Below are 23,309 nucleotides of genomic sequence, written 5' to 3'. Positions count from 1 at the left end.
ACCCTGCCCCCCGGCTGGCACACGGTCTGCTTTTCTCTTGATGAATCACATATCAGGAGAAACATCATGGACAGCGGATTGGCCGAGATCATTGCGATGGCGACAGTCGGCGCCTATTCACCCCTCGCCCTGGCGATGGCATGGCGCGCCATCCGATGCACCAGGACGGGACGGAACTGAGCACCTCACGACTCATTCTTGTGCATCGCACAAACCGTCGCTCACTGACGCATCGGACCATGGCGCCGTCCGCACGAGCCGGGTGATCCGCACATCCACGGTGATGTCCAGCCGGGTGAGCGCCGCCGCTCGCGCCCGCCCCTCCGCCGTCGCCCGGTAGAGATGGGGCGTCATCACCAGCAGATCGCCGATCAGGCCGGCGCCCTCTAGCGCCGCCGGATAACGCAGGGTTTCCACGTCCAGCAACTCGAACCCCGCCGGCGCCACGAAGGCCGGCTTGGCATCTTCCTTGAGGCGCGGGTAGATGATCTCGCGCAGCTCCCGCAGGTGATCCGGCCCCGCATCCACCTGCACGATGCGCCCGCCGGGCCTGAGCACCCGGGCGAATTCCGGATACACCGGAAAACCGAACATGCACAGCAGCCGGTCGACGCTGGCCGGGAGCACTGGCAGCCGGGCGTTGGTGCCCACCACCCACGCCGGCCGCTTGTCCTGTTTGGCCGCCGCCAGCACGGCCCACTTCGAGATGTCGAGACCCAGCACCTCCAGCTGCAGATCGGGCCCGGCCGCAGCGGCCAGCTCGCGCAGGTAATAGCCTTCGCCACAGCCCGCGTCGAGGCAGCTCGCCACGCGCTCCGGCGCCAACTCCGCCAGCGCCGCCCGGGCGGTGGCCGCCGCGATGGGCTGGTAGACGCCGCTCTCCAGGTAGCGCCGCCGGGCCGCGACCATCTCCTTGCTGTCGCCCGGATCTTTCGAGCGCTTGTGCTGCACTGGCAGCAGATTGGCGTAGCCCTGGCTGGCGATGTCGAAGCTGTGGCCGGCGGCGCAGCGCCAGCTGGCGCCCTGGCGCGTGAGCGCGGCGCCGTCGAGGGGGCAGGCAAGGGCCTGGAAGGGCAGGATCATGACCAGGGGGCCCGCAACGCGCCGGGGTGGCTGCATGTCGGGCGGGATGGGAAACGGGGCAGCCGGATTGTGCCCGGAGTGGCGACCGGCGTCATCCTGCCGCCACTGGCGGGGCCGCTCAGGCGCTGGCGGCGTGCCGGGCAGGCCCGACCCCGCGCATGCCGAGCTTGGCCCGGCAGCGGGGATAGGTGGAGCAGCCCCAGAAAGGGCCATGCTTGCCCTGGCGCGGCGTCATGCTGGCGCCGCAGCTCGGGCAGGTGGGCGTGGTCCAGTCGCCCTCGGTGGCGAGCTCGAGCAGACGGCGGCTGGCGTCGTCGGGCAGGCGCTGGATCATGGCGAGGATCAGCCGGCCGTCGAGCAGGGTGATGCGGTTGATCGCGGCGAACTCCCGGGCGTTGTCGGTGAAGCCGTTGGGCGCCATGAAGAAGGCCCGCTCGATGGCTTCGTGGGCCATCACGCCGCGCAGCTCGCGCATGGTCTTGACGCCCACCGGCTGACCCCAGGCCTTGCACTGGACGATGGCGGTGCAGCAGTCGGCGTCGTCCGGATCCTGGTACAGGCGGATATCCACGCCGCCGTCGGCGCCCATCCGGGTGGTGGCGGCCTTGATGCCCTTCTCGTTGTAGAAGGCGCAGCACACGTCCTCGAAACGCTTCCATTCCATGCGGTCGATCACGTCGAGGGACCACCGGGAGGGTCGATCCGCGATGTCCCGGTGGGCGACGGGGAAAGGCACCACCCGGCCAGGGGGCTCCCGGCGCTCGCTGACGAATTCGGACAAGGGCATCACGAACTCGGACAGCGGCGCCATGAACGGCGGCTGCGGTGCGGCGCCATGATGGGCCTGGGTGGTGTAGCGGATGAAGGCCAGCACCCCGAAGACGAAGGTGCCGAACAGGAACATGCCCTGGACCACGGGCAACATGCCCTTGAGGTGGCCGTGGCCGCCCAGCACCAGCGGGGCGATGCCGACGACGATCAGCAGGCAGGCCAGGGCAAAAAGGGCGGCGGGTTTCCAGCTGGGAGGGGCCGGGCTGTCGGACGCGACCGCACCGGCAGCCCCGCCACGACGGCTGTAATCGGGCATCTTATTTCTTGAATGACAACAGAAGCCGCGATTTTAAGCGGTATTAATGCACAAGTCATTGCAAAAACATCACCCCCTCAAGGCTTCAGCCGTAGCGGGTGCGCCGGCTGCGCTCGAGACGCTGGGCGAACCTGGGGTAATCCAGCCCGGTGCGGGTACGCAGGGCCTTGGCGAGGTTGCCGATCTCGCGCCAGCGGGGGGTGAAGCCGGGCTGGCGGAAGGCGAAGACGATGTCGTTGCCGTCGGGCAGGCGGATCGACAGCAGGCGGTCGTCGAAGACCTGGGCGATCATCGCCAGGTGGTCTTCGCGACAGCCCTTGTCGCCCGCCAGGTTGGCCACCATGATGCCGCGCCCCGAGAGCGCCTCGTGCACGTCCCGATAGAAGCCGATGGAGCTCACCGAGCCGGACAGGCCGTGGCGGTCGAAGGCATCCATCATGATGATGTCCGGTCGGTCCTCCCACCCGCGGCTCCTCACCACCCAGTCGGCGCCGTCGCCTTCGATCACGGCGAGGCGGGCGTCGTCCGGCGGCAGCTCGAACTCATCCCGGAAGGCGATCACGTTGGGGTCGATCTCGACCACGGTGATCTTCGCCGAACCCACGTGGCGGTAGCAGAACTTGGCCAGCGACCCGCCCCCCAGGCCCAGCATCAGGATCTGCCGCGGGCGCTGGCAGAACAGCAGGAAGCCCATCATCGCCTGGGTGTAATCCAGCGCCAGGGCGTACGGGTCCTTCAGGTTCATGGTGCTCTGGATCAGCGACAGGGAGAAATGCAGGCTGCGGGTGGTGCCGTCGTCGATCACAAAGGGCTTGTCGTATTCGCCCGAGCGCACCTGGCGCAGCAGCCACTGGCTGTCGCAGTCGGCGGGCTCGATGAGGCGGATGGTGTCGGTGTCCGACAGGAAAGGGCTGGGCAGGACGAGGATGGAAGGCGACGAAGCGGGCACGGCGGAACTTGCGTGGGCGTGACGGGCGCCCATTGTAAGGCCACGCACCCCGGATGCGGCGTGGCGACGGATGGCAGCTTCATAGCCACCGCCCCGTCGCAGCCGAACCGGGGGAAGCGCCGGACAGTCACCACTAAAGTTGTAACACCCGGCGTCGTTACCGCCTATTAGCGCGACCTGTTGGAGGTGCTACAGGCCGCCGGAAGACTGCCCAAACACCTCTCGGGGAAAAACATGACCATCGCCAAACGCCTCATGCTGCTCGTCGGCGCCACCCTTGTCAGCCTGCTGACGCTGACCTTCATCAATTACCAGCAAATGAACAAGGTATTCGATGCTGCCAACCACGCCACCATCAACGTAGTGCCAAGCCTCGACCTCCTTATCAAGGCATCCTCGGACTACGGCCGGCTACGGGTGCGTGTCTTCCGCCATGTGCTGGCCACCGATCCCGCCGAGATGGCCGAGATCGAGAAGACGCTGGCCGAGGCCCATACATGGATCGGCCAGTCCCTGAAGAAATACGAGGAGTACATCGCCGACGCTGAGGACAAGCGCCTTCTGGAGGTCGAAAAGCAGTCGCTCGCCGAATACAACAAGGCCATCGAGGGCGTGGTGTTGCTCTCCCGAGAGAACAAGGTCGAAGAAGCGCGGGCTCTGCTGAAGCGGATTCAGAACAAGGAGGTGAAGGTTATCGACGACCTGAGAGCCCATGTGAAATACAACGAGCAAATCGCCCAACGGGCCGCGGCGGAAGCCATCGACGCCAAGCACACCGCCACCTGGATCGCCTTCGGGATCCTCGGCGTCTCCGCGATGGTGATGATCGTCATCAGCCTGCTGACGATCCGCAGCATCACCCGCCGCATCGCCGAAGCCACCGAGATGACCGCCCGCATCGCCGAAGGCGACCTGCGCCAGACCCCGCCCACCTCCGGCACCGCCGACGACGAGATCGGCCAAATCCTGACCGCCCTCGAAAAGATGCGTGCCGAGCTCGCCCAGACGATCAGTGGCGTTATCGCCAATTCCAACCAGGTGGCCAGTTCGGCCTCCGAGCTGTCGGCCACCGCGCACCAGGTTTCGGTGAGCAGCGAACAGCAGTCTTCGTCCACGGCGTCGGCTGCCGCCGCGGTGGAAGAGCTGACGGTGAGCATCGACCACGTGGGCTCCAGCGCCGACGAAGCCAACGAACGCGCCATCGAGGCCGGTCGCCAGGCGGCCAACAGCGGCGCCGAAGTGACCGCCGCCGCCGACAAGATCGGCAAGGTGGCCGATCAGGTGGAGAACACCTCCAGCCAGATCCAGCAGCTCTCCGAGCAGGTCCAGCAGATCGACAAGATCACCGTGGTGATCCGCGAGGTGGCCGACCAGACCAACCTGCTGGCCCTCAACGCCGCCATCGAAGCCGCCCGCGCCGGCGAGCAGGGCCGTGGCTTTGCGGTGGTGGCCGACGAGGTGCGCAAGCTCGCCGAACGCACCACCAGCTCGGTGCGCGAGATCAGCAACGTCATCAGTGCCATCCAGCAGGGCGCCATCGGTGCGGCGACCAGCATGCAGTCGAGCCGCACCCTGGTGGGCGAGGTGGTGTCTTCGGCCACCGCCGCCAGCAATTCGATGGGCAACATCCGTAATGGCGCCCACACGATGCAGGGCGCGATCGAGAGCATCAGCGATGCCCTGCGCGAACAGCGCGGCGCCTCCACCGAGCTGGCCCGCAACGTCGAGGCCATCGCCCAGATGTCGGAGGAAAACTCGGCTGCTGTAACGTCGGTGGCCGATACGGCTCATCGCCTGGTTGGCGTCTCGGATCAGCTCAAATCTAGCGTGGCGCGCTTCCGGGTGTAAGTCGGCCGAACTTCCAGATCGGCGGCCTCCCTTGGTGGCCGCCCGGCAGGGACAAAGCGAACTGCAGCAGCAGAAATCAATAGAAACGAAACGGACCGGCCATCGAACCCTATTGAAGCTATTTCCAGGTCATCCCTTCAAGTTCTGGCGCGGAATGCCGTTGCTGGCGACACAGCCCGCCAACAACGACACGCATTGTCGTCCGACGCAGAGAGACCTGTTATGACCATTTCCCGACGCCTGCAGCTCCTTGTTGCCATCGCCATCGCGAGCCTGCTCATCCTTGCCGGCATCAACGTTTACCAGATGAACCGCGTCTTCGATGCGGCCAGCTTTGGCAATGAGAACGTAGTCCCCAGCATCCGGCTGCTCAACACCGTGACCTCTGAAATGGGGCGTGCGCGGGTGCGCGCCTACCGCTACACCATCCAGACCGACCCCGCCGACCGGGCCAAGCTCGATACGATGCTCCAGGAAGCCCGGACCATGATGGACAAAGCGCTCAAGGATTACGAGCCTCTCGTCGCCAACGAAGAGGATCGCAAGATGCTGGAAGCGGAGCGTGCCAGCCTCGCTGAATACAACGCCCACATCGACGAAGCCCTAGCCCTCGCCCGCGCCGGCAAGAACGCAGAAGCGCAGGGGATCCTGATCAATAACGTCGGTCTGGCCCTGCGCTTTGACGAACAACTTACCGCCCACCGACACCTCAACGAGAAACTCGCCCAGGAAGCGACCGCCAACGGCCTCGCCACCAAATCGAGCGCCACCTGGATTGCTGGCGCCTTGCCCGTTTTCGCGGGGGTTCTCTTCTTGCTGTTCGGGCGGAGCATCGGCCTGAGCATCACCAATCGCCTCGACGACGCCAACCGGATGGCCGAACGGATCGCCAACGGCGACCTGACGTCCGCGGGCCCGCTCAACCACAACCGTGACGAGATCGGCCGGCTGCTGGGCGCCCTCGAAAAGATGCGTACCGAACTGTCCAGCACCATCCAGCAGGTCATCAGCAGCTCCACCGAGGTAGCCGGCTCGGCGACACAGCTGTCCACCGCAGCCCAGCAGGTCTCGGTGAGCAGCGAGCAGCAGTCGGCCGCCACCGCCTCGGCCGCCGCCGCGGTTGAAGAACTGACCGTGAGCATCGACCACGTGGGCAACAGCGCCGAGGACGCCAACCACCGCGCGGCGGAAGCCGGCAGCCGGGCCGCCGAAAGCGGCCGTGGCGTCGACGCGGCCGCCGTCAAGATCAACCAGATCGCCTCTCAGGTGGAGAGCACCGCCGAGCAGATCCAGACCCTGTCGGAGCAGGTCCGCCAGATCGACTCGATCACCGTGGTAATCCGCGAAGTGGCCGACCAGACCAACCTGCTGGCCCTCAACGCCGCCATCGAAGCCGCCCGCGCCGGCGAGCAGGGCCGTGGCTTTGCGGTGGTGGCCGACGAGGTGCGCAAGCTGGCCGAACGCACCACCAGCTCGGTGCGGGAGATCAGCAACGTCATCAGCACCATCCAGCAGGGCGCGGTGGGCGCGGTGACGAGCATGCAGTCCAACCGCGCGCTGGTCACCGAGGTGGTCGCCTCGGCCGGCGCGGCCAGCGATTCGATGGGCAGCATCCGCGACTCGGCCAGCACCATGCAGGGCGCGATCGAGAGCATCAGCGACGCCCTGCGCGAGCAGCGCGGCGCCTCCACCGAGCTGGCCCGCAACGTGGAAGCCATCGCTCAGATGTCGGAGGAGAACTCTGCCGCGGTGGCCTCGGTGGCCGGCACGGCCCACCGGCTGGTGACTGTTTCGGACAGCCTCAAGTCCAGCGTGGCACGTTTCCGCGTCTGAGCGACAGGCCTGCCAGATCAGGCTGCGACACTATGACGCACCGTTTTGGTGCATGATTTTGCGATCCATCAACCATTTCCGGTAGGCCGGGATTTAAGGTGCGCGCTCTTGCCAAATAACAGGGAGCGTCACCATGATCCGCCGTGTTCCGCACCGGCCCGCCGTCCTTCCGCTAGCCCTCGCCAGCGCCTTCGCCTGCAGCCTGCCGGCCCTCGCCGCCCAGCCCGAAACCCTCGGCCAGGTGGTCGTCACCGCCCCGGCGATGGAAGCGCCGCTCACCGTCACCACCGACCCCCGCGCGCCGCGCCAGCCGGTGCCCGCCCATGACGGCGCCGACTACCTCAAGACCATCCCTGGCTTCTCGGTGATCCGCAAGGGCGGCACCGACGGCGATCCGGTATTCCGCGGCATGGCCGCCTCGCGGCTCGGCATCCTGCTCGACGGCGAGATGATCCTCGGCGGCTGCGGCATGCGCATGGACCCGCCCACCGCCTACGTCTTCCCCGAAGCCTACGACCGCATCACCGTGCTGAAGGGCCCGCAGACCGTGAAGTACGGCCCCGGCAACAGCGCCGGCGTGGTGCGCTTCGAGCGCAGCCCCAAGGTGCGCAGCGGCTACTCGGCCTACGCCGATGCCAGCCTGCTGGTGGGCAACTTCGGGCGCAACGATCAGATGTTCGAGGCCGGCGTGGGCAACGAGCGCTTCTACGGCGAACTCACCGGCACCCACTCCCACGCCCAGGACTACCGCGACGGCAAGGGCCGCAGCGTGCATTCGGCCTACGACCGCTGGAGCACCAGCGGCGCCCTGGGCTGGACGCCGGACGCCGACACCCGCCTGGAGCTCACCTTCGCGCGCAGCGACGGCCAGGCCGCCTACGCCGACCGCTCGATGGACGGCGTCAAGTTCGACCGCAGCAACATCGGCCTCAAGCTCGAGAAGCAGCGCATCAGCCCGCTGCTCGCCAGGCTGGAGGCGCAGGTCTATCACAACTACGTGGATCACGTGATGGACAACTACACCCTGCGCACGCCGCCGATGATGAAGATGGTGAGCAACCCGGATCGCCAGACCCAGGGTGGGCGCATCGCCGCAACGCTGGATCTGTCGCCCCGCACCAGCCTCGAGACCGGCCTCGACTTCCAGCGCAACGAGCACACCCTGCGCACCGCCAGCGGCGCCGCCACAGGCACCTTTGCCAGCAAGCCCCGGGTTGCGGACATGGGCTTCAAGAGCTGGGGCGTGTTCGGCGAACTCGCCCACGAGCTGAATGCCGGCAACCGTCTGCTGGGCGGCGCGCGGGTGGACTTCAGCGAGGCCGAAGACAAGCGTTCCGGCCGCAGCACCTCCGGCCAGACCGACAAGGACACCCTCAAGGCCGGCTTCCTGCGCTGGGAGAACGCCTACGCCCCGACCACCACCCTCTTCGCCGGCCTCGGCCACAGCGAGCGCAGCGCCGACTACTGGGAGCGCAGCAAGTCGCCGGCCGCCACCGCCATGACCAGCGGCAGCGCGAGCACCTTCCTGCTCAAGCCCGAGAAGACCACCCAGCTCGACACCGGCGCCATCTACGCCGCCGGCGGGCTCCGGGCGTCCGTCTCGGCCTTCTACGCCAAGCACAAGGATTTCATCCAGATCCGCCGCATCGACGCCTACGCCAGCGACGCCAGCAACATCGACGCCACCACCTACGGCCTCGAAGGCGACCTGAGCTACCGCCTCGCCACCTTCTGGCAGACCTACGCCACCCTCGCCTGGACCCACGGCGAGAACGACTCCACCGGCAAGCCGCTGTCGCAGATCGCCCCGCTGGAGGCCCGCCTGGGCGCAGGCTACGACGACCGCACCTGGAGCGGCGGCGCCCTCCTGCGCCTGGTGCAGGGGCAGAAGCGCTACGACACCAACTACGGCAACATCGTCGGACAGGACATCGGCAGTTCGGCCGGCTTTGCGATCTTCTCGGTCAATGGCGGTTATCGTCCGGCCAAGGGCACGCTCATCAGCGCCGGCATCGACAACCTGTTCGACAAGACCTACGCCGAGTTCATCAGCCGCGGCGGCGCCAGCATCGGCGGCTTCACCCAGACCACGCGGGTGAACGAGCCCGGCCGCACCCTCTGGCTGAAGGCGAACTTCGAGCTGCGTTAGGCGGACTCGGCCGGCCTGCCCGCCAGCGGCAGGCTCACCCGGAAGGTCGTCCCCTCGCCCGGCGCGCTCGTCACTTCGATGCGGCCGCCGTGGCGGGCCACGATGTCGTAGGAGATCGACAGGCCCAGGCCCGTGCCCTTGCCCACCGGCTTGGTGGTGTAGAAGGGATCGAAGATGCGCCGCTGCACCTCGGGCGGCATCCCGACGCCGGTGTCGGCCACCTCGATCCACACCAACGCATCGTCGTGGCCCGTGCGCACGGTGATGGTTCCGCGCTCGGCGATGGCCTGGGCGGCGTTGACCAGCAGGTTCATCACCACCTGGTTGATCTGCGCCGCCAGGCAGGGCACGCGGGGCAGCGCCGGGTCATACTCGCGCACCACCTCGGCCTTGTACTTCAGCTCGTTCCAGACCACGTTGAGGGTGCACTCGATGCCGGCGTTGAGGTCGGCCTCCTGCCACTCGGCCTGATCGACCCGCGAGAAATCCTTCAGGTCGGCCACGATCTTGCGCACCCGGTCGAGCCCGTCGCGGGATTCGCCAAGCAGGGCCGGGATGTCGTCCTTCAGGTAATCGAACTCGGCCGCGGCAAAGTCCGCCTCGGTCGCCTCGCCAGTGCGGCAGCGCTCCAGCAGGGCGATCATCGCGGCGTTGTAGCCCCTGAGCGTGCCCAGATTCGAGCTCACGAAACCCACCGGGTTGTTGATCTCGTGGGCCACGCCCGCCGCCAGCACGCCGATGGACGCCATCTTCTCGGACTGCAGCAGCTGGCTGTGGGCCGCTTCCAGTTCGGCGATCTTGCCGTCCAGCTCCAGCCAGCGCCGGCGCAGCGCCTCCAGCAGCGCCCAGCCGCCCAGGAAGACCACCGCAAACGCCGCCGCGTGGGCCAGGCTCGTCTGGCGGATGCCGGCGCGGGTGGTCGCCTCGATGGGCGCGAAGCGCTGGGTGACGCTGATGCCACCGCGCACGTCGCCCAGCTTGTAGCCCTGCCTGGCATGGCAGGCGAGGCAGCTCTCCTGCACCTTCAGGGGCGCCATGTAGCGCAGCATGGGGCCCTGTGGCGCCGCCTCGATGCCGGTTACCTCCTGCTCACCGCGCTCGAAGCCCTCCAACGCCCTGCGCTCCCAAGGGTCGGCAGCGTTGGCGGGGCGGATCGGCCGCAGGCTGGTGAGGCGGAACGCCACGCCGCCATCGCTGGCCGCCATGCTGGCGATCAGGCGCGTCATGTAGGCCGGATTCACCATCGTGAGCTGCTGGCCGTCGGTGGTCGTCACGTCGCGGCGGGGGTGTTCGAGATAGGGATTGGGCGGAGTCTCGGGTGTCACCGGCACGTAGATGCCGCCGTGGGAGGCGTTCCAGTTGCGGGTGAGCATGACCATCCGGAACATGTTGCGGGCCCCCTCGATGCCCACCTGGATGGACTGCTCGCGGATGCGCGCAACCTGAACCTCCAGCGACAAACCGACCACGGCCCCCCAGACCACCAGCAGGGCCAGCCACCACACCCGCTCGCGCACGAAGCGGGAAACCCGGCGAGGGCCGGCTACCGCCTGAACGGACGGCTCTTTCATCTCAAACAGGGGCAATTCCGGTTTGGCGACCTGCGTCGCCGACGGCCGTTTAACGACATCGCGGGGCCGTTCTGAACCGCTGGCGCGTCAGCCCACCAGCGCCACCGACTTGATCTGCGCCACCACCGCCATGCCCTCGACAAGACCGAGCTGATCCTTCGACAACCGGGTGATGCGCGCGAGCAGGGGCGTGCCCGCCGCATCCAGGCGAACCAGGCACTGGGCCGGGTGGGCCGCCGGGGCAAAGCCGCAGATCCGCGCCGGCAGGCGATTGACGATGCTCGACGGATTGTCGGCGGCGAGCGCGATGCTTACATCCCGGGCCTGGATCTTGAGCCGCGCCCGGGCGCCCACCGCCAGCGCCTTGCGCGTCACCTGGATGCTACCGCCGGCAAAGGCCAGCCGGGTCAGCTGATAGGCCTCGTCGTGGGCGGCCACGGTGGTATCCACCAGCACTGCTGCCTCTTCGCCGAGAGCGATGGGCAGATCCAGCCGGGCCAGCAGTTCGCGGCACGGCCCGCTGGCCCGCACCCGGCCCTGCTCCAGCAGCACCAAGTGATCGGCCAGGCGCAGCACCTCGTCCATCGAATGGCTCACGTAGATCACCGGAATCGCCAGCTCGTCGTGGAGGCGCTCCAGATACGGCAGGATCTCCTGCTTGCGGGATGCATCCAGCGCCGCCAGCGGCTCGTCCATCAGCAGCAGCCGCGGACTGGTGAGGAGCGCCCGGGCGATGGCCACCCGCTGCCGCTCGCCGCCGGAGAGGCGATCCGGGCTGCGGTCGAGCAGATGGCCGATGCCCAGCAGTTCCACCGCCGTGTCGTGGCTCACCCGCCGCTCGGCCGGGGCGATGCGCTTCTGGCCAAAGGCCAGGTTGTCCCGCACCGACAGGTGGGCAAACAGGCTCGCCTCCTGAAACACGTAGCCCAGCGCCCGCTTGTGGGTGGGCAGGCAGATGCGCCGGGCGTCGTCCTGCCACACCTCGCCATTCACCTCGACCCGCCCCGCCGCCCGGGCCAGCCCGGCCACGCAGCGCAGTACCGTCGTCTTGCCCGAGCCCGAAGCGCCGAACAACGCCGTCACGCCCCGCCCGGGCAGGGCCAGATCCACATCCAGTTCAAAATCGGCCAGGGGCAGCCGAGCCCGGATCGACAGCCCGCTCATGATCCGAAACCCGAGGTGTTGCGGGCGCCGCCAAAGCGGTAGAGCAGCACCAGCGTGAGGAAGGAGAAGGCCACGAGACCGGCTGCCAGCTCATGGGCCTGGGCGTACTCGAAAGCCTCCACGTGGTTGTAGATCTGCACCGACAGCACCTGGGTCTTGCCCGGAATGTTGCCGCCGATCATCAGCACCACGCCGAACTCGCCCACCGTGTGGGCAAAGCCCAGCACCGCCGCGGTGAGCAGGCCCGGCCTCGCCAGCGGCAGCGCAACCCTGAAGAATGCGGCCAGGGGCGAAGCGCGCAGGGTGGCGGCCACCTCCAGCGGACGCGCACCCATCGCCATGAACGCGTTCTGGATCGGCTGGACCACGAAGGGGAGCGAATAGAACACCGAGGCCACCACCAGCCCCGGAAAGGTGAACGGCAAGGCCCCAAGCCCGAGCGCCTCGGTCAGCCGGCCCACCGGCCCGGACGGCGCCAGCACGATCAGCAGGTAGAAACCCAGCACCGTCGGCGGCAGCACGATGGGTAGCGCCACCACGGCGCCCACCACGCTGCGCAGGGGCGAACGGGTCCGGGCCAGCCACCAGGCGATCGGCGTGCCGACGATCAGCAGCAGGACCGTCACCAGCCCCGCCAGCTTCAAGGTCAGCCAGACGGCCGACCAGTCATCGTGGGTGAGATCCATGATTCAGCGCTCGTACCCGTAAGCCCGGATGACCGCCACCGCCGCCGGCGACTTGAGATAGCCCATCAGCGCCGCGGCCGCCGCGCTGGCCTTGCCCTTGTCGAGCACCACCGCATCCTGGCGGATCGGCGTGTGGAACCTGCCCGGCACCAGCCAGTACGAGCCGTCGATGAGCTTGCCGTCCTTGTGGATCTGCGCAAACGCGATGAAGCCCAGCTCGGCATTGCCCGACACCACGAACTGCTGGGCCTGGGTGATGCTCTCGCCGGTCACCAGTTTGGGCTGCAGCGCATCGGCGAGGCCCAGCGCCTTCAGGGTTTCGACCGCCGCCAGGCCATAGGGCGCCAGCTTGGGGTTGGCGATCGACAGGTGCTCGAACCTGCCCGACTTCAGCACCTCGCCTTTGTCGTCCACAAAACCGGGCTTCGGCGACCACAGCACCAGCTTGCCGATGGCGTAGGTGAACTGGCTGCCGGCCACACCGTCGCCCTCCTTCACCAGCCGGGCCGGCGTTTCGTCGTCGGCTGCCAGCAGCACCTGGAAGGGCGCGCCGGATTTGATCTGGGCGTAGAACTTGCCAGTTGAGCCGAACACCAGCTGGGCCTTGTGGCCGGTGGCTTTCTCGAAGTCGGCAGCGATCCGCTGCATCGGTGCGGTGAAGTTGGCGGCCACCGCCACCGACACCTCGTCGGCCTGGGCCACGAAGGATGCGCCAGCCAGGGAAACGCTGAGGGCAAGGGTGCGAAGGACGGGTTTCATGATTTTCTCCGGCAGGTTGGAAGTCAGTCGAAAACGGCGAGGATCACCGACGTGGCCTGGAACACCGCGCAGGCCGGCGAGGCCACCTGCAGCTCCAGGTTGTCGATGCTGTCGTGGGTCACCACCGAGGTCACGTTGCGCCCGCCGGGCAGGGTGATCGTCACCTCCGAGCTCACCGGCCCCTCGTGGATCGCCGACACGGTGCCCCACAAGTGGTTGCGGGCGGTGGTGCGCGCGGCCGGGTCGGTGATGATGAGCACCGACGGCGCCTTGACGAAGGCGTGCACCTCCTTGCCGATGGTCAGCTCCAGGTTCTCGGCGCTGGCCCGGGTGATCACCGCCACCAGCTCGCTGGCGTCGTCGAGGCGCAGGCGCACCTCGAAGCTCACCTCGCCCTCGCGCAGGCCGGTGATCGCCCCGACAAACTGGTTGCGCGCGCTGGTGCGCATGGACATGCGCCGCAGCAGCGTCTGGAACTCGCGCACCGTGCTGCCCTCGGCGCCCCCGAGGCGCTGGGAGAGGCGGTCGATGGCTTCCTGGTATTCCTGTTCCACGGCCCGGTACATGGCGATCACCCGCCGGCCGTAATCGGTGAGGGCCGTACCGCCCCCATGCCTGCCGCCCACCGAGCGCTCCACCAGTGGCGCCTCGGCCAGGTTGTTCATGGCATCCACCGCATCCCACGCCGCCTTGTAAGAAAGCGGCACCGCCTTGGCGGCCTGGGAGATCGAGCCGTAGCGGTCGATGGCTTCCAGAAGGCGGATGCGGGTGTCGCCGAGAAAGGTGCCGAACTCGGTATCGACTGTCAGCTTTCCGACAAGCTTGTGCTGAATGGGGCGACGGGTTGTCATGAATCTACCTATATATCCAGATATACAGCGTGGCGTACTGTACTCCAGCAAATAACGGGCCACAAATGCTGCACTGCGCTATGGTTGTAACTACCCAGCTGCGGTCCATAAAGTACGAACCGATGCCCGATTGACCATCCATCCGGCAACCCTTCACCCCCGACCAGGAGCAGCAAAATGAAGATCAGCGCGCGCAATGTCTTTGATGGCACCGTCGAGGCGGTCAAGCCCGGCGCCGTCAACAGCGAAGTGGATATCGCCCTCCCCGGCGGGCTGAAGATCGTCGCCACCGTGACCAACGACAGCGTGGCCGAGCTCGGCCTGGCCGCCGGCAAGGCCGTCAAGGCGATCGTCAAAGCCTCGTCGGTGCTGGTGCTGACCGATGGCGCCGACGTGAAGCTGTCCGCCCGCAACCGCCTCGAAGGCACCGTCAGCGCCATCGTCGAAGGCCCGGTGAGCAGCAGCGTGACGATCGCCCTGCCGAGTGGCGACAGCGTGTTTGCCACCATCACCCATGAAGGCTCGATCGCCCTGGGCCTGAAGGTCGGCTCGCCGGCTGCGGCCATCTTCAAGGCTCCGTCGGTGATCGTGGGCGTCGGCATCTGAACGACAGCGGCCTCGCCACCACGGCGCGGATGGTGCAGGGCGGAACGCCAAACGGCGCGCCGCCCTGCCTTTCTATATCTGCCGCCATATAGCGCATCCGGCAGCCGGCGTCGGCAATAGCGCTCTGCTATTTCTATCAGAGATCAATTCAACTGGAGCGATTCACGGCGAAGATCGATACTTGCTTCGACACCACCGCAGAGCCGGCGCCAGTACCACAGCCGGGCCTCGACAACCGTCGACGGCGGTGTGAAAACTCTCTCGGGAGGCCCTCGCCAGCGCGAACCACCGGCACCGACCGGCGCTCAAACGCTTGCCGGGCCCATCGCCCCCGGGAGAGAACCGTGGAACGAGAACAACAAGACAGGATCGCCGCCATGCCCCGCTGCCAGGATGCCACCTCCATCGCCGCCCCCTCCGGGGATCTGCTCGCGAGCGCCGGCCGCCACGGCCTGTTCATCCTGGGCGGCATCAGCTTTGCCGTCGGCGCCGTCGGCCTCGTGCTGCCCCTGCTGCCGACCACCATCTTCTGGATCATCGCCGCCTGGGCCTGGAGCAAGAGCTGCCCACGCCTGCAGCAGCGCCTGTACGCCGTCCCCGGCGCCGGCGCCCACGTGCGGGCGTGGATCGAGGAAGGCCGCATCAGCCGGCGTGGCAAGCACTTCGCCCTGGCCGGGCTGGCCTTCGGGCTTGCCACCTGTACTTGGGCGCTTTACGCCACGCCGATATTCCTGGCGGCAGCCGGCCTGCCGCAGGTCATTGCCGGCTTCTACATCGCCAGCCGGCCGGAGTGACCCGGCCGACTCAGGCAATCCGGATCAGCGGCTACCCAGCCACACATCCAGCCCCTGGGCGTTGAGTTCCACGTCCAGGGCCAGGATGCGTCGGGTTTCGGCTTCCGACGTCTTCCAGCCGCCGCGCTTGGCCTCCTCGGCCACCAGCGCCCAGATGTCGTCCTCGATCAGCTGCTTGCGCGCCTCGCCCGCCCCGGCGTGACGCTCGGCGATCGCCACGTGGGCGTCGATCAGGCGGTGCAGATCGGCGGCCAGACGGGGCACGTCGGTGACCTGCGCGTAGTGGGTGAGATACATCGCCACCGGCTGCTCGGCCTCCATGCGGCGGATGGAGTCGTGCATCGCGTCGGGCTCGAACTGCACCGGCGTGGTGGTCGGGAAGATGCTCGGCCGGCCATCCACGTCGAACTGGCGGTAGGACAGCCCGAACGTATCGCCGGTGAAGAAGCTGCGGCTTTTGGTGTCGAGATAGCACACGTGATGGCGCGCGTGCCCCGGCGTGTCGAACACCCGGATGGTGCGCCCGGCAAGGGACAGCTCCAGCCCGTCGGTGGCCTCGATGATGCGATCGGCCGGCACCGGGATCAGCTCGCCGTAGAGCTCCTTCGCCCGCTCGGGCCCATACACCGCCGACACGCCGGCAAACAGCTTCGACGGCTCGGCCATGTGGCGCGCACCACGCGGATGCACCACCAGCCTGGCGTTGGGAAACGCCCGGATGAAGGCCCCGGCGCCGCCGGCGTGATCCAGGTGGATGTGGGTCAGCAGCACGTAATCCACCGCCTCGGGCGACAGCCCCGTCTCGGCCAGCGCCTGCTCCACATGCACCAGCGCGTCGTTGTTGCCGGTATCCACCAGCGCCGCCCGGCCGCCCTCCTCGATCAGGTGAATCGCCGCCACGTCCGTGCCGGTGTAACCCGAATCCACGGCGTAAATCCCGTTACCGAAAGCGCTCAAACCCTGCATCACGACCCCCTGACGAAAAGATTCGATTCTATCCATTCGGCAGCGTATGGCACCCAATTGCGTTACATCAATGTTTTAGTTTCAAAAAAAGCGCCCAATGTCAAGTAAGAAAAAGACTTACAAGACGAGAGGAGAAAACCCATGTTGACGCTGCAAGACTGCATCGAGCTGTCCGACCTGTCCGAGGACGAAATCCTCGCCATTGCCGAGCACGAACACATCCCAGAAATGGCCGCCGTCGAAATGGGTTGCTACCTCTGCCACACCCCCAGCGGCGAAAAACGCATCCGCCGCATGATCATCGACGACATCCACCACGCCCGCGAGAAGGGCGACACCGCCCACGCCGCCATGCTCAAGACGGTGCTCAAGCACTACGTCGCCGAGCACCACGGCACCAAAGCCTAGATCTTTCGGCATATCGCCACGCGAAGCGCGGGTTGGCATAATCCGGCGACCCGTCTTCGTTTCTCCGCTTCCATGGCAATCCTCCGTTGCAACAAATGTGGCCACGTCGCCGAAGTCCCCGGCGAACTCACCGGCCAGCAGATCGCCTGCCCGCAATGCACCCAGCCGGTGGCGGTCTACGACACCGTCCTGTTCGTACGGAAGGTACTCCAGCAGTATTTCAGCCAGCGCGACGAGCTGAATGCCCTCAAGGCCCAGCAGGCGAGCGCCTTCCCCACGCTCAATGAAAGCCCCGCCGCGGCGGCTGGCGGCACCGATCTGAACATCGACATCCACAACTCCGACCACCTGGCCAACGCGGCGCAGCACGCCGCTGTTCTCCAGTGGTTCGAGCGCCGGCAGATCCAGATCCGCGCCAACCACGACGCGGTGGACACCACCGGTTTCTTCGACGAGATCGCCATCGAGCTGGGCGACAACTACGACCAGCTCCGCGAGGTCGTGGACAAGATCCGCTGGGGCCAGCAGAAGGATGTGCCCAATTTCAGCCTCAACCTCGGCAAGCTCAGCCAGAAGGACGGGCAAACCCTCAACGCCTTCTGCAAGCGCCTCTACGACTGCGCCTTCCTGGCCAAATATTTCTACCAGAAGCAGGAGAAGATCGGCCGCGGCACCATCCAGTCGGCGCCGGCGATCCGCAGCTTCTTCGGTGGCGAATGGCTCGAGTGGTACGCCTTCATGAAGGTGCTGGGCCTGCTCCGCGAGCGCCGGCAGCGCTTCTCGTGCGCCCGCCAGCTATCGGTGATCTTCCCCAACGAAGACCTCCACGAGCTTGATGTGTTCTTCCTCATCGACGACAACACGCCCGTGTGCATCGAGTGCAAGACCGGCGAGTTCCGGCAGGACATCGACAAGTACCTGCGCCTGCGTAAGCGCCTCGGCATCGACCGCAGCCAGTTCATCCTCTGCGCCACCGGCCTCACCGACGAGCAGGCTGCCGGCCTCTCCAGCACCTACGAGCTCACTTTTGTCTCCCCGAGTGGCCTGACCACCCATCTCGCCCGGCTGTTCTGAGGCGGGGCGGGGTAAAATCCCGCCCCTATGAGCCGCGCCCGCGAAACCCTATTCCACGTCTTCGGCTACACCCAGTTCCGCGGGCCGCAGGAAGACATCGTCGAACACGTAAGCGCCGGTGGCGACGCCCTGGTGCTGATGCCTACCGGGGGCGGCAAGTCCCTGTGCTACCAGATCCCGGCGCTGCTGCGCCCCGGGGTGGCGATCGTCGTGTCGCCCCTCATCGCGCTGATGCAGGATCAGGTCTCCGCGCTGAAGGAAGTGGGCGCCGCCGCGGATTTCCTCAACTCCAGCCTGAGCTTCGACCGGGCGATGGAGATCGAGCGGGCGATGCTCGCTGGCGCGCTGGATCTCCTCTACGTGGCGCCGGAACGCCTCGTCACGCCGCGCTTCCTCGATCTGCTCGACCACCTCTACGAGGCCGGCCAGCTGGCGCTGTTCGCCATCGACGAAGCCCACTGCGTGTCCCAATGGGGCCATGATTTCCGGCCCGAATACCTCCAGCTGTCGATCCTCCAGGAGCGCTACCCGCAGATCCCGCGGATCGCCCTCACCGCCACCGCCGACGCCCAGACCCGCCGCGAGATCGCCGAGCGCCTGCGTCTGCTGGATGCGCGCGAGTTCGTCTCCAGCTTCGACCGGCCCAACATCCGCTACACCATCGTCCCCAAGGACAACCCCCGTGCCCAGCTGCTCGCCTTTATCAAGGACGGCCACCTGGGCGAAGCCGGCATCGTGTATTGCTCGTCCCGCAAGAAAGTGGACGAGACCGCCGCCTGGCTGCAGGAGAAAGGCATCGCCGCCCTGCCCTACCACGCGGGCATGGGCGCCGACGAGCGGGCGATCAACCAGGACCGCTTCCTGCGCGAGGACGGCATCGTGATGGTCGCCACCATCGCCTTCGGGATGGGTATCGACAAGCCCGACGTGCGCTTCGTGGCTCACCTGGATCTGCCCCGCTCCATCGAGGGCTACTACCAGGAAACCGGCCGCGCCGGCCGCGACGGCCAGCCCGCCGAAGCCTGGATGGCCTACAGCGTGGCCGATCTGGTGCAGCAGCGCCGCTTCATCGACCAGGGCGAGGCCAGCGACGAGGTGAAGCGCGTCGCCACCGCCAAGCTCGACGCCCTGCTGGGCCTGTGCGAGACCACCGGCTGCCGCCGCCAGCGCCTGCTCGGCTACTTCGACGAAGATTCGGCCCCCTGCGGCAACTGCGACACCTGCCTGAACCCGCCAGAAGTGCGCGACGCCAGCGAATCGGCCCGCAAGGCGCTGTCGTGCGTGTTCCGCACCGGCAGCCGCTTCGGCGCCGCCCACGTGGTGGACGTGCTGATCGGCAAGGCCACCGACAACGTCAAGAAGTGGCAGCACGACCAGGTGAGCACCTTCGGCATCGGCACCGAGCTCGACGACAAGGGCTGGCGCACCCTGATCCGCCAGCTCGTCGCCCACGGCGCCCTGGCGGTGGATCACGAACGCTACGGCGCCCTCACCCTCACCGAGGCCGCGCGGCCGATCCTGCGCGGCGAGGCCGGCTTCACCCTGCGCGTCGATCCCAGCCCGAACAAAAAGAAGAAGGACGGCACCCGCCGCAGCGCCGACTGGCCCGAGGCCACCGGCGAGGAAGCGGAGCTCCTCAACCGCCTGCGCGCCTGGCGGGCCAGCACCGCGAAAGAGCGCAACGTCCCGGCCTACGTGATCTTCCACGACGCCACCCTGCGCGACATCGCCCGCCGCCGCCCCGACAGCATCCTCGCGCTGGCCACCATCTCCGGCGTGGGCGACCGCAAGCTCGACGCCTACGGGCAGGACATCATCGCGCTGCTGGCCGAGGCCGGGTAAGGCGCCTGAAGTCAGCCCAGCAAGACAAAAGCCGCCCGGCCTTCACGGCCTGGCGGCTTTTTCATGCCCCGCACGTGGCGCGGGGCAGACCAGGCGGATCAGCTGATCACCGAGCTCACCTGGATGGTCTGGTGACCCGACCCGTAATTGGCGTTGTAGGTAATCTCCACCTCACGGGCGCCGGCAAGGGCCGTCACGGAGTTTGTACACAGGAACGCCAGCGGTCCGTTCTTCAGATCCGACAGCTGCAGGTTGCGCACCTCCCCCGTCTTCTTGTCGGTCACTCGGGCGGTCATCTGCGCAATGCCTTCGGCACCGCATTTGGCGGCCTGGATCAAGGTTATGGTCGTCATCATTTCACTCCTCGAATAGGTCTGGAATCGGATTCCAGTGAATTGCCGCATCGCTGCGGCGGGATATAAAACGGGCAGGCGATCAGATCAGCGCCTCGAAAGCCTTCGAGGAGATCACCTGGGCAAAGGCCGTCATGTCCATCACCGTGTAGCGGGCGGTGACGGCCGAGCGGGCCTGCTCCTCGATGACCGTGGCGCAGCGCTGGGCCAGGGCGTCGGGCAGGAAGCACAGCACCGGGACGAGATCGGCGTTGTTGATGACCGCCCAGAACTTCACCGAGGCCACGCTGCCCGTCCACTTCGCCAGATCCTTCGGGTCCAGCGCCAGGCTGGAGCTGCCGCCCATGGAGATCATCTGCTGCTCCTTGAGCTGCATGAGCGTGTTGTGCTTGCTCTGGCTGAGGTCGCTGTACGAATAGCCCACATCGAACTTGGCCTTGCCGGAATCGGTCTCGAACTCGCCGTTCGCCGCAAAGTTGAACTCGTTCAGCAGGCTTTCCTGGTCGCTCTTCGCGTTCGACTTCGCAACCATGCTCCGCTGCAGCTTGCCGCCCACCGTCACGCGGCACGGGTAGAAGTAGCCGAACTTCCTGAACACGTCCCGATGCAGCGCCTCGTATTGCTGGGGCAGCGAGGTGTAGGTCTCGAAGACCTTCTCGACCGCCGCCTGGAAACGCGGCGCACAGCGCAGATCGGCCTCCCTGTCGAAGAGCAGGACCACCTTGGGCACCAGCGTCTGGTTGGTCAGGAAGATGTCCGTGGTCTCCTGGCGCTGGAGCTTTTCCAGGTCGCGCCGGAACTCGGCGGCGATCCCGCAACCGGCGTAGCTCCCCGAGGCCTTGGCGGCATGCACGCTGCGCTGGCGGAACTCGTTGAGGATGCGGCTCGCGGTCGCCGTGGTCACGCTGCAGGCCGAATAGTTGGGCGGCGCCGAACGCATGATGCGGTTCTCGTGGATGTACTCCACCGGCGCATCGTCCGAGCGCCGCGTGAAATCCATGTCGAGCGGGTTCGGCCCGATGTACAGCCCCCGGTTGAGGTAGAGCATCGTGTAGAGCGCCTTGACCTGCTCCAGGCTCAGGCTGGTGAACAGCTCCGGCACCTCCACCTCGGCACCGTTGAGCTGCACCTCCAGCTCCTTCAGCAGATCGGGCGGCGAGCCCTCGTCGGGCAGCCCCCAGGCCGGCGGGCGACGGGTGGTATCGATGAAGGACGGCGTGCCCGGCTGCCCGGGGCGGACCGACGGCTTGCCGGACTTGGCCGACAGGATCCGCACACCGCCCTTCTCCGCCTCGACATCGCCCAGCGTCCAGCCCGCCTCCTGATCCGGCGCCACCTTGCCGCCGGCCTTGTCGGCAAAGTGGTCGTCCTTCTGGATCCACGCCCCCAGCGCGGTCCGCGCCGCGGCCAGGGTGTCCTCGGGCTTGAGCTTGAGGGACTTGCTCTCCTCGTCGAAGCTGCGGGTGAAGGTGAAGGGCCGCGCCTCCTGGGGCTTGGCCGCCACCGCGTCCTGCACGGCCACCACACCTTCGGCGCTGGCGATGTCCTTCAGCGCCCAGTCGCCTTCCTCGGCCACGGCGATCTCGCTGCCGTCACGCCCGAGGAAGCGGTCTTCCGTCCCCAGCCAGGCCCCCAGCGCGGTGCGCACCTCGGCCAGCGTGAGGGTGGGCTTCAGCTTGAACGCGCGCTTGCCGCCCTCGCTCTTGCGCTGGAAGGAGTACATCGCCGGCGGCAGATCCGCCGCACTCGTCCGGATCGAAAGCCGCAGCTCCGTCGCGTCCTTCGTGGCCAGCAGGCTCTCGATCTGGGTGCCCGCCTCGCTATCCTTGACGACCGCGAAGCCGTCGCTGAGAAAGACGTCGCCGTCCTTCATCAGCTGCTCCTTCACCAGCTGGGCGCGCACGTCCTGGAGGCTCTGGGTCCGTTCGAACTGCAGGACGGTGTTCTTGGTCGAATCCGTCTCGTTGATGATCTTGACGCTAATCTTGGTCATATCCGCTTTTCCCCGAAATCCGGCATTGCGCCGCTATCAGCGCGCCACCAGGAAAGTGACATGCAACACCCCGAACCGCTCCTGCGGGCTCTCCTTCTGCACCTGGATGCGCTCGAAGACCTGCTCCGCGCCCTCGTCCCGCCACAGACCACCGGCCCCCACCCCCGACGACGCCGTCGCCATGCCCAGTCCGTCGGCGAGCGGCGGCGCCGCCTGGCGCACCGGGCGCGCGGGGGGCGTGGCGAGATTGCGCGGATGCCGCTCGTCGTAGACGCGGCCCGAGATGGGGTCGAGATACTGCAGGACGGGCCACGCCTCGATGTCGCAGCTCCAGTGCGCCATCGCCTCACCGGTCGACACGCCACCGTCGATCCGGGCTCGCGCCGAGTCGATGGTGAGCAGGTCGGACGAGGACTGATAACGCCGGATCGTGGCCGTCATCATCCCGTTCTCATCTACGCGATCGACCGCGTAGAGCTTATCGACGACGGTCTCGGCGTTGCTGCGGATGGAGAAGCCGAAGCCCACCTTCGCCGCACAGCGGATCCGGATCGACAGGGCCGCGTTGGCCAGCGCGATGACCGCATGGGGAAACAGCCGCCCCTCCACCGCCGCGTTTCCGCCGGCGCTCAGGCGGACATCCGTCATCATGCGCAGGGTGGCATCCTGGTTGCGGGGCTTCGCCAGCGCGTCGGCCATGTTCAGGCCGAACTGCACTTCCATGTTCGGGTGAACCCGGAACCATTCCGTATCGGTGCCGCTACTGATCTCGATCATGGCGCCGCTCACAGCAGGTCAATGCCATAGAAGAGGGTCGTGCCGGCCGCGCGTTGTACCGCGGTGTGGCCGTTCGGCGCGTACAGGAAACTCGGCCCGCGCTTATCCACGCCGGCCACGACGCGGACGAAGATCTGCAGGCTGTCGCCCACCTCGGGCGGCTGGCCGTTGAAACGCAGGGTGCCCAGATCGATCTTCCGCCGCTGCCCGATCGGATAACGCCCGCTGTTCCAGTTCTCCCCCGCACCATCGAGGCGGCCGGCGACATCGCCCCGGTACACCTCGAAATCCATCACAAAACCGCCGTCGTTGAGGCACTCGGCGAACTGATAGTACTTTTCCACCTGACCGGATTCCGAAACCATGTCCATTTCCTTTCGTGACGTGTTGAGTTGTGCGACATACCCTGTCGCTCACCTGGCCCTGAGGCTTCATGCGCATGGCTGCTGCATCACAGCGCCCTGCCAATGCCAAAAGAGTATTCACGTCATCAGCCAAAACCGCCATAATCCGGAT

At 67.0% G+C, this 23,309-nt stretch carries 21 protein-coding genes; 8 read left to right on the top strand and 13 right to left on the bottom strand.

From position 1 onward, the window contains the following. Nucleotides 1-192: 192 nt before the first annotated feature. The 3 genes from GH681_RS04255 to GH681_RS04245 all read right to left on the bottom strand — a co-directional run bounded on the left by GH681_RS04255 (nt 193) and on the right by GH681_RS04245 (nt 3,119). On the bottom strand, nt 193-1,083 hold the full coding sequence (locus GH681_RS04255; protein WP_153160177.1) for a putative RNA methyltransferase: 891 nt from the start codon (nt 1,081-1,083) through the stop codon (nt 193-195). A gap of 118 nt (nt 1,084-1,201) precedes the next feature. Beyond that, nucleotides 1,202-2,170: a restriction endonuclease gene (locus tag GH681_RS04250; RefSeq protein ID WP_153160176.1), complete on the bottom strand. Its 969-nt coding sequence runs from the start codon at nt 2,168-2,170 to the stop codon at nt 1,202-1,204. Between the two features lie 85 nt (nt 2,171-2,255). Further along, nucleotides 2,256-3,119 (bottom strand): spermidine synthase-like protein, encoded by an 864-nt coding sequence (locus GH681_RS04245; RefSeq protein ID WP_194271127.1) that lies wholly within the window; start codon nt 3,117-3,119, stop codon nt 2,256-2,258. A gap of 234 nt (nt 3,120-3,353) precedes the next feature. On the opposite strand from GH681_RS04245, the gene GH681_RS04240 reads away from it, so the two are divergent. The 3 genes from GH681_RS04240 to GH681_RS04230 all read left to right on the top strand — a co-directional run bounded on the left by GH681_RS04240 (nt 3,354) and on the right by GH681_RS04230 (nt 8,949). After that, a complete protein-coding gene (locus GH681_RS04240; RefSeq protein WP_153160172.1) occupies nt 3,354-4,967 on the top strand; it encodes a methyl-accepting chemotaxis protein in 1,614 nt (537 codons plus the stop codon). Between the two features lie 222 nt (nt 4,968-5,189). After that, nucleotides 5,190-6,800, top strand: a complete 1,611-nt coding sequence (locus GH681_RS04235) for a methyl-accepting chemotaxis protein (RefSeq protein ID WP_153160170.1) — start codon at nt 5,190-5,192, stop codon at nt 6,798-6,800. A 133-nt stretch (nt 6,801-6,933) separates the two neighbouring features. Then, nucleotides 6,934-8,949, top strand: a complete 2,016-nt coding sequence (locus GH681_RS04230) for a TonB-dependent copper receptor (RefSeq protein ID WP_153160167.1) — start codon at nt 6,934-6,936, stop codon at nt 8,947-8,949. On the opposite strand, the gene GH681_RS04225 is transcribed toward GH681_RS04230, so the two are convergent. The 5 genes from GH681_RS04225 to GH681_RS04205 form a co-directional block, all read right to left on the bottom strand. Then, nucleotides 8,946-10,520 carry an ATP-binding protein gene (locus GH681_RS04225; protein ID WP_153160165.1) on the bottom strand — a complete coding sequence of 525 codons (1,575 nt, stop codon included), beginning with the start codon at nt 10,518-10,520 and terminating at the stop codon, nt 8,946-8,948. The genes GH681_RS04230 and GH681_RS04225 overlap by 4 nt on opposite strands. An 87-nt stretch (nt 10,521-10,607) precedes the next feature. Then, nucleotides 10,608-11,684 carry a molybdenum ABC transporter ATP-binding protein gene (modC, locus tag GH681_RS04220; RefSeq protein WP_153160163.1) on the bottom strand — a complete coding sequence of 359 codons (1,077 nt, stop codon included), beginning with the start codon at nt 11,682-11,684 and terminating at the stop codon, nt 10,608-10,610. Then, nucleotides 11,681-12,370: a molybdate ABC transporter permease subunit gene (gene modB / locus GH681_RS04215; RefSeq protein ID WP_153160162.1), complete on the bottom strand. Its 690-nt coding sequence runs from the start codon at nt 12,368-12,370 to the stop codon at nt 11,681-11,683. Before modB ends, modC begins: the two co-directional genes overlap by 4 nt. Nucleotides 12,371-12,373: 3 nt before the next feature. Then, nucleotides 12,374-13,129 (bottom strand): molybdate ABC transporter substrate-binding protein, encoded by a 756-nt coding sequence (gene modA / locus GH681_RS04210; protein WP_153160160.1) that lies wholly within the window; start codon nt 13,127-13,129, stop codon nt 12,374-12,376. Nucleotides 13,130-13,152: 23 nt separating this feature from the next. Then, nucleotides 13,153-13,980 carry a TOBE domain-containing protein gene (locus GH681_RS04205; protein WP_153160158.1) on the bottom strand — a complete coding sequence of 276 codons (828 nt, stop codon included), beginning with the start codon at nt 13,978-13,980 and terminating at the stop codon, nt 13,153-13,155. Nucleotides 13,981-14,157: 177 nt separating this feature from the next. On the opposite strand from GH681_RS04205, the gene GH681_RS04200 reads away from it, so the two are divergent. Next, nucleotides 14,158-14,586, top strand: a complete 429-nt coding sequence (locus GH681_RS04200; RefSeq protein WP_153160156.1) for a molybdopterin-binding protein — start codon at nt 14,158-14,160, stop codon at nt 14,584-14,586. A gap of 344 nt (nt 14,587-14,930) precedes the next feature. Further along, nucleotides 14,931-15,380, top strand: coding sequence for a YbaN family protein (locus GH681_RS04195; protein WP_228111769.1), 450 nt, complete (start codon nt 14,931-14,933; stop codon nt 15,378-15,380). Between the two features lie 24 nt (nt 15,381-15,404). On the opposite strand, the gene GH681_RS04190 is transcribed toward GH681_RS04195, so the two are convergent. Further along, complete coding sequence (locus GH681_RS04190; protein ID WP_153160152.1) at nt 15,405-16,346, bottom strand: MBL fold metallo-hydrolase; 942 nt, start codon at nt 16,344-16,346, stop codon at nt 15,405-15,407. A gap of 141 nt (nt 16,347-16,487) precedes the next feature. Here GH681_RS04190 and GH681_RS04185 point away from each other — a divergent pair, with 141 nt between their 5' ends. From GH681_RS04185 to recQ, 3 genes are all read left to right on the top strand, one after another. Next, nucleotides 16,488-16,754: a hypothetical protein gene (locus tag GH681_RS04185; RefSeq protein WP_153160151.1), complete on the top strand. Its 267-nt coding sequence runs from the start codon at nt 16,488-16,490 to the stop codon at nt 16,752-16,754. A gap of 72 nt (nt 16,755-16,826) precedes the next feature. Further along, on the top strand, nt 16,827-17,828 hold the full coding sequence (locus tag GH681_RS04180) for a hypothetical protein (protein ID WP_153160149.1): 1,002 nt from the start codon (nt 16,827-16,829) through the stop codon (nt 17,826-17,828). Between the two features lie 27 nt (nt 17,829-17,855). Further along, entirely contained in the window at nt 17,856-19,670 is a 1,815-nt protein-coding gene (recQ, locus tag GH681_RS04175) for a DNA helicase RecQ (RefSeq protein ID WP_153160147.1), read from the top strand. 98 nt (nt 19,671-19,768) lie between these two features. Here recQ and GH681_RS04170 read toward each other — a convergent pair whose 3' ends face one another. The 4 genes from GH681_RS04170 to GH681_RS04155 all read right to left on the bottom strand — a co-directional run bounded on the left by GH681_RS04170 (nt 19,769) and on the right by GH681_RS04155 (nt 23,158). After that, nucleotides 19,769-20,023, bottom strand: a complete 255-nt coding sequence (locus GH681_RS04170; RefSeq protein WP_153160146.1) for a hypothetical protein — start codon at nt 20,021-20,023, stop codon at nt 19,769-19,771. An 82-nt stretch (nt 20,024-20,105) separates the two neighbouring features. Further along, nucleotides 20,106-22,016 carry an MAC/perforin domain-containing protein gene (locus tag GH681_RS04165; protein WP_153160144.1) on the bottom strand — a complete coding sequence of 637 codons (1,911 nt, stop codon included), beginning with the start codon at nt 22,014-22,016 and terminating at the stop codon, nt 20,106-20,108. A gap of 36 nt (nt 22,017-22,052) precedes the next feature. Continuing rightward, nucleotides 22,053-22,793, bottom strand: coding sequence for a hypothetical protein (locus GH681_RS04160; protein WP_153160142.1), 741 nt, complete (start codon nt 22,791-22,793; stop codon nt 22,053-22,055). Nucleotides 22,794-22,801: 8 nt separating this feature from the next. Further along, nucleotides 22,802-23,158, bottom strand: coding sequence for a hypothetical protein (locus GH681_RS04155; RefSeq protein WP_153160141.1), 357 nt, complete (start codon nt 23,156-23,158; stop codon nt 22,802-22,804). Nucleotides 23,159-23,309 lie beyond the last annotated feature (151 nt).

Source organism: Zoogloea sp. 1C4, from assembly GCF_009469605.1.
Lineage (GTDB): Bacteria > Pseudomonadota > Gammaproteobacteria > Burkholderiales > Rhodocyclaceae > Zoogloea > Zoogloea oryzae.
The sequence above is the reverse complement of the archived record's forward strand: the minus strand, read 5'-3'. Positions and strand labels throughout refer to the sequence as shown.

Coding starts and splice junctions, on each gene's coding strand:
- GH681_RS04255 (WP_153160177.1), bottom strand. CDS start 1,083: ATGATCCTGCCCTTCCAGGCCCTTGCCTGCCCCCTCGACGGCGCCGCG.
- GH681_RS04250 (WP_153160176.1), bottom strand. CDS start 2,170: ATGCCCGATTACAGCCGTCGTGGCGGGGCTGCCGGTGCGGTCGCGTCC.
- GH681_RS04240 (WP_153160172.1), top strand. CDS start 3,354: ATGACCATCGCCAAACGCCTCATGCTGCTCGTCGGCGCCACCCTTGTC.
- GH681_RS04235 (WP_153160170.1), top strand. CDS start 5,190: ATGACCATTTCCCGACGCCTGCAGCTCCTTGTTGCCATCGCCATCGCG.
- GH681_RS04230 (WP_153160167.1), top strand. CDS start 6,934: ATGATCCGCCGTGTTCCGCACCGGCCCGCCGTCCTTCCGCTAGCCCTC.
- GH681_RS04225 (WP_153160165.1), bottom strand. CDS start 10,520: ATGAAAGAGCCGTCCGTTCAGGCGGTAGCCGGCCCTCGCCGGGTTTCC.
- modC (WP_153160163.1), bottom strand. CDS start 11,684: ATGAGCGGGCTGTCGATCCGGGCTCGGCTGCCCCTGGCCGATTTTGAA.
- modB (WP_153160162.1), bottom strand. CDS start 12,370: ATGGATCTCACCCACGATGACTGGTCGGCCGTCTGGCTGACCTTGAAG.
- modA (WP_153160160.1), bottom strand. CDS start 13,129: ATGAAACCCGTCCTTCGCACCCTTGCCCTCAGCGTTTCCCTGGCTGGC.
- GH681_RS04205 (WP_153160158.1), bottom strand. CDS start 13,980: ATGACAACCCGTCGCCCCATTCAGCACAAGCTTGTCGGAAAGCTGACA.
- GH681_RS04200 (WP_153160156.1), top strand. CDS start 14,158: ATGAAGATCAGCGCGCGCAATGTCTTTGATGGCACCGTCGAGGCGGTC.
- GH681_RS04190 (WP_153160152.1), bottom strand. CDS start 16,346: ATGCAGGGTTTGAGCGCTTTCGGTAACGGGATTTACGCCGTGGATTCG.
- GH681_RS04185 (WP_153160151.1), top strand. CDS start 16,488: ATGTTGACGCTGCAAGACTGCATCGAGCTGTCCGACCTGTCCGAGGAC.
- GH681_RS04180 (WP_153160149.1), top strand. CDS start 16,827: ATGGCAATCCTCCGTTGCAACAAATGTGGCCACGTCGCCGAAGTCCCC.
- recQ (WP_153160147.1), top strand. CDS start 17,856: ATGAGCCGCGCCCGCGAAACCCTATTCCACGTCTTCGGCTACACCCAG.
- GH681_RS04170 (WP_153160146.1), bottom strand. CDS start 20,023: ATGACGACCATAACCTTGATCCAGGCCGCCAAATGCGGTGCCGAAGGC.
- GH681_RS04165 (WP_153160144.1), bottom strand. CDS start 22,016: ATGACCAAGATTAGCGTCAAGATCATCAACGAGACGGATTCGACCAAG.
- GH681_RS04160 (WP_153160142.1), bottom strand. CDS start 22,793: ATGATCGAGATCAGTAGCGGCACCGATACGGAATGGTTCCGGGTTCAC.
- GH681_RS04155 (WP_153160141.1), bottom strand. CDS start 23,158: ATGGTTTCGGAATCCGGTCAGGTGGAAAAGTACTATCAGTTCGCCGAG.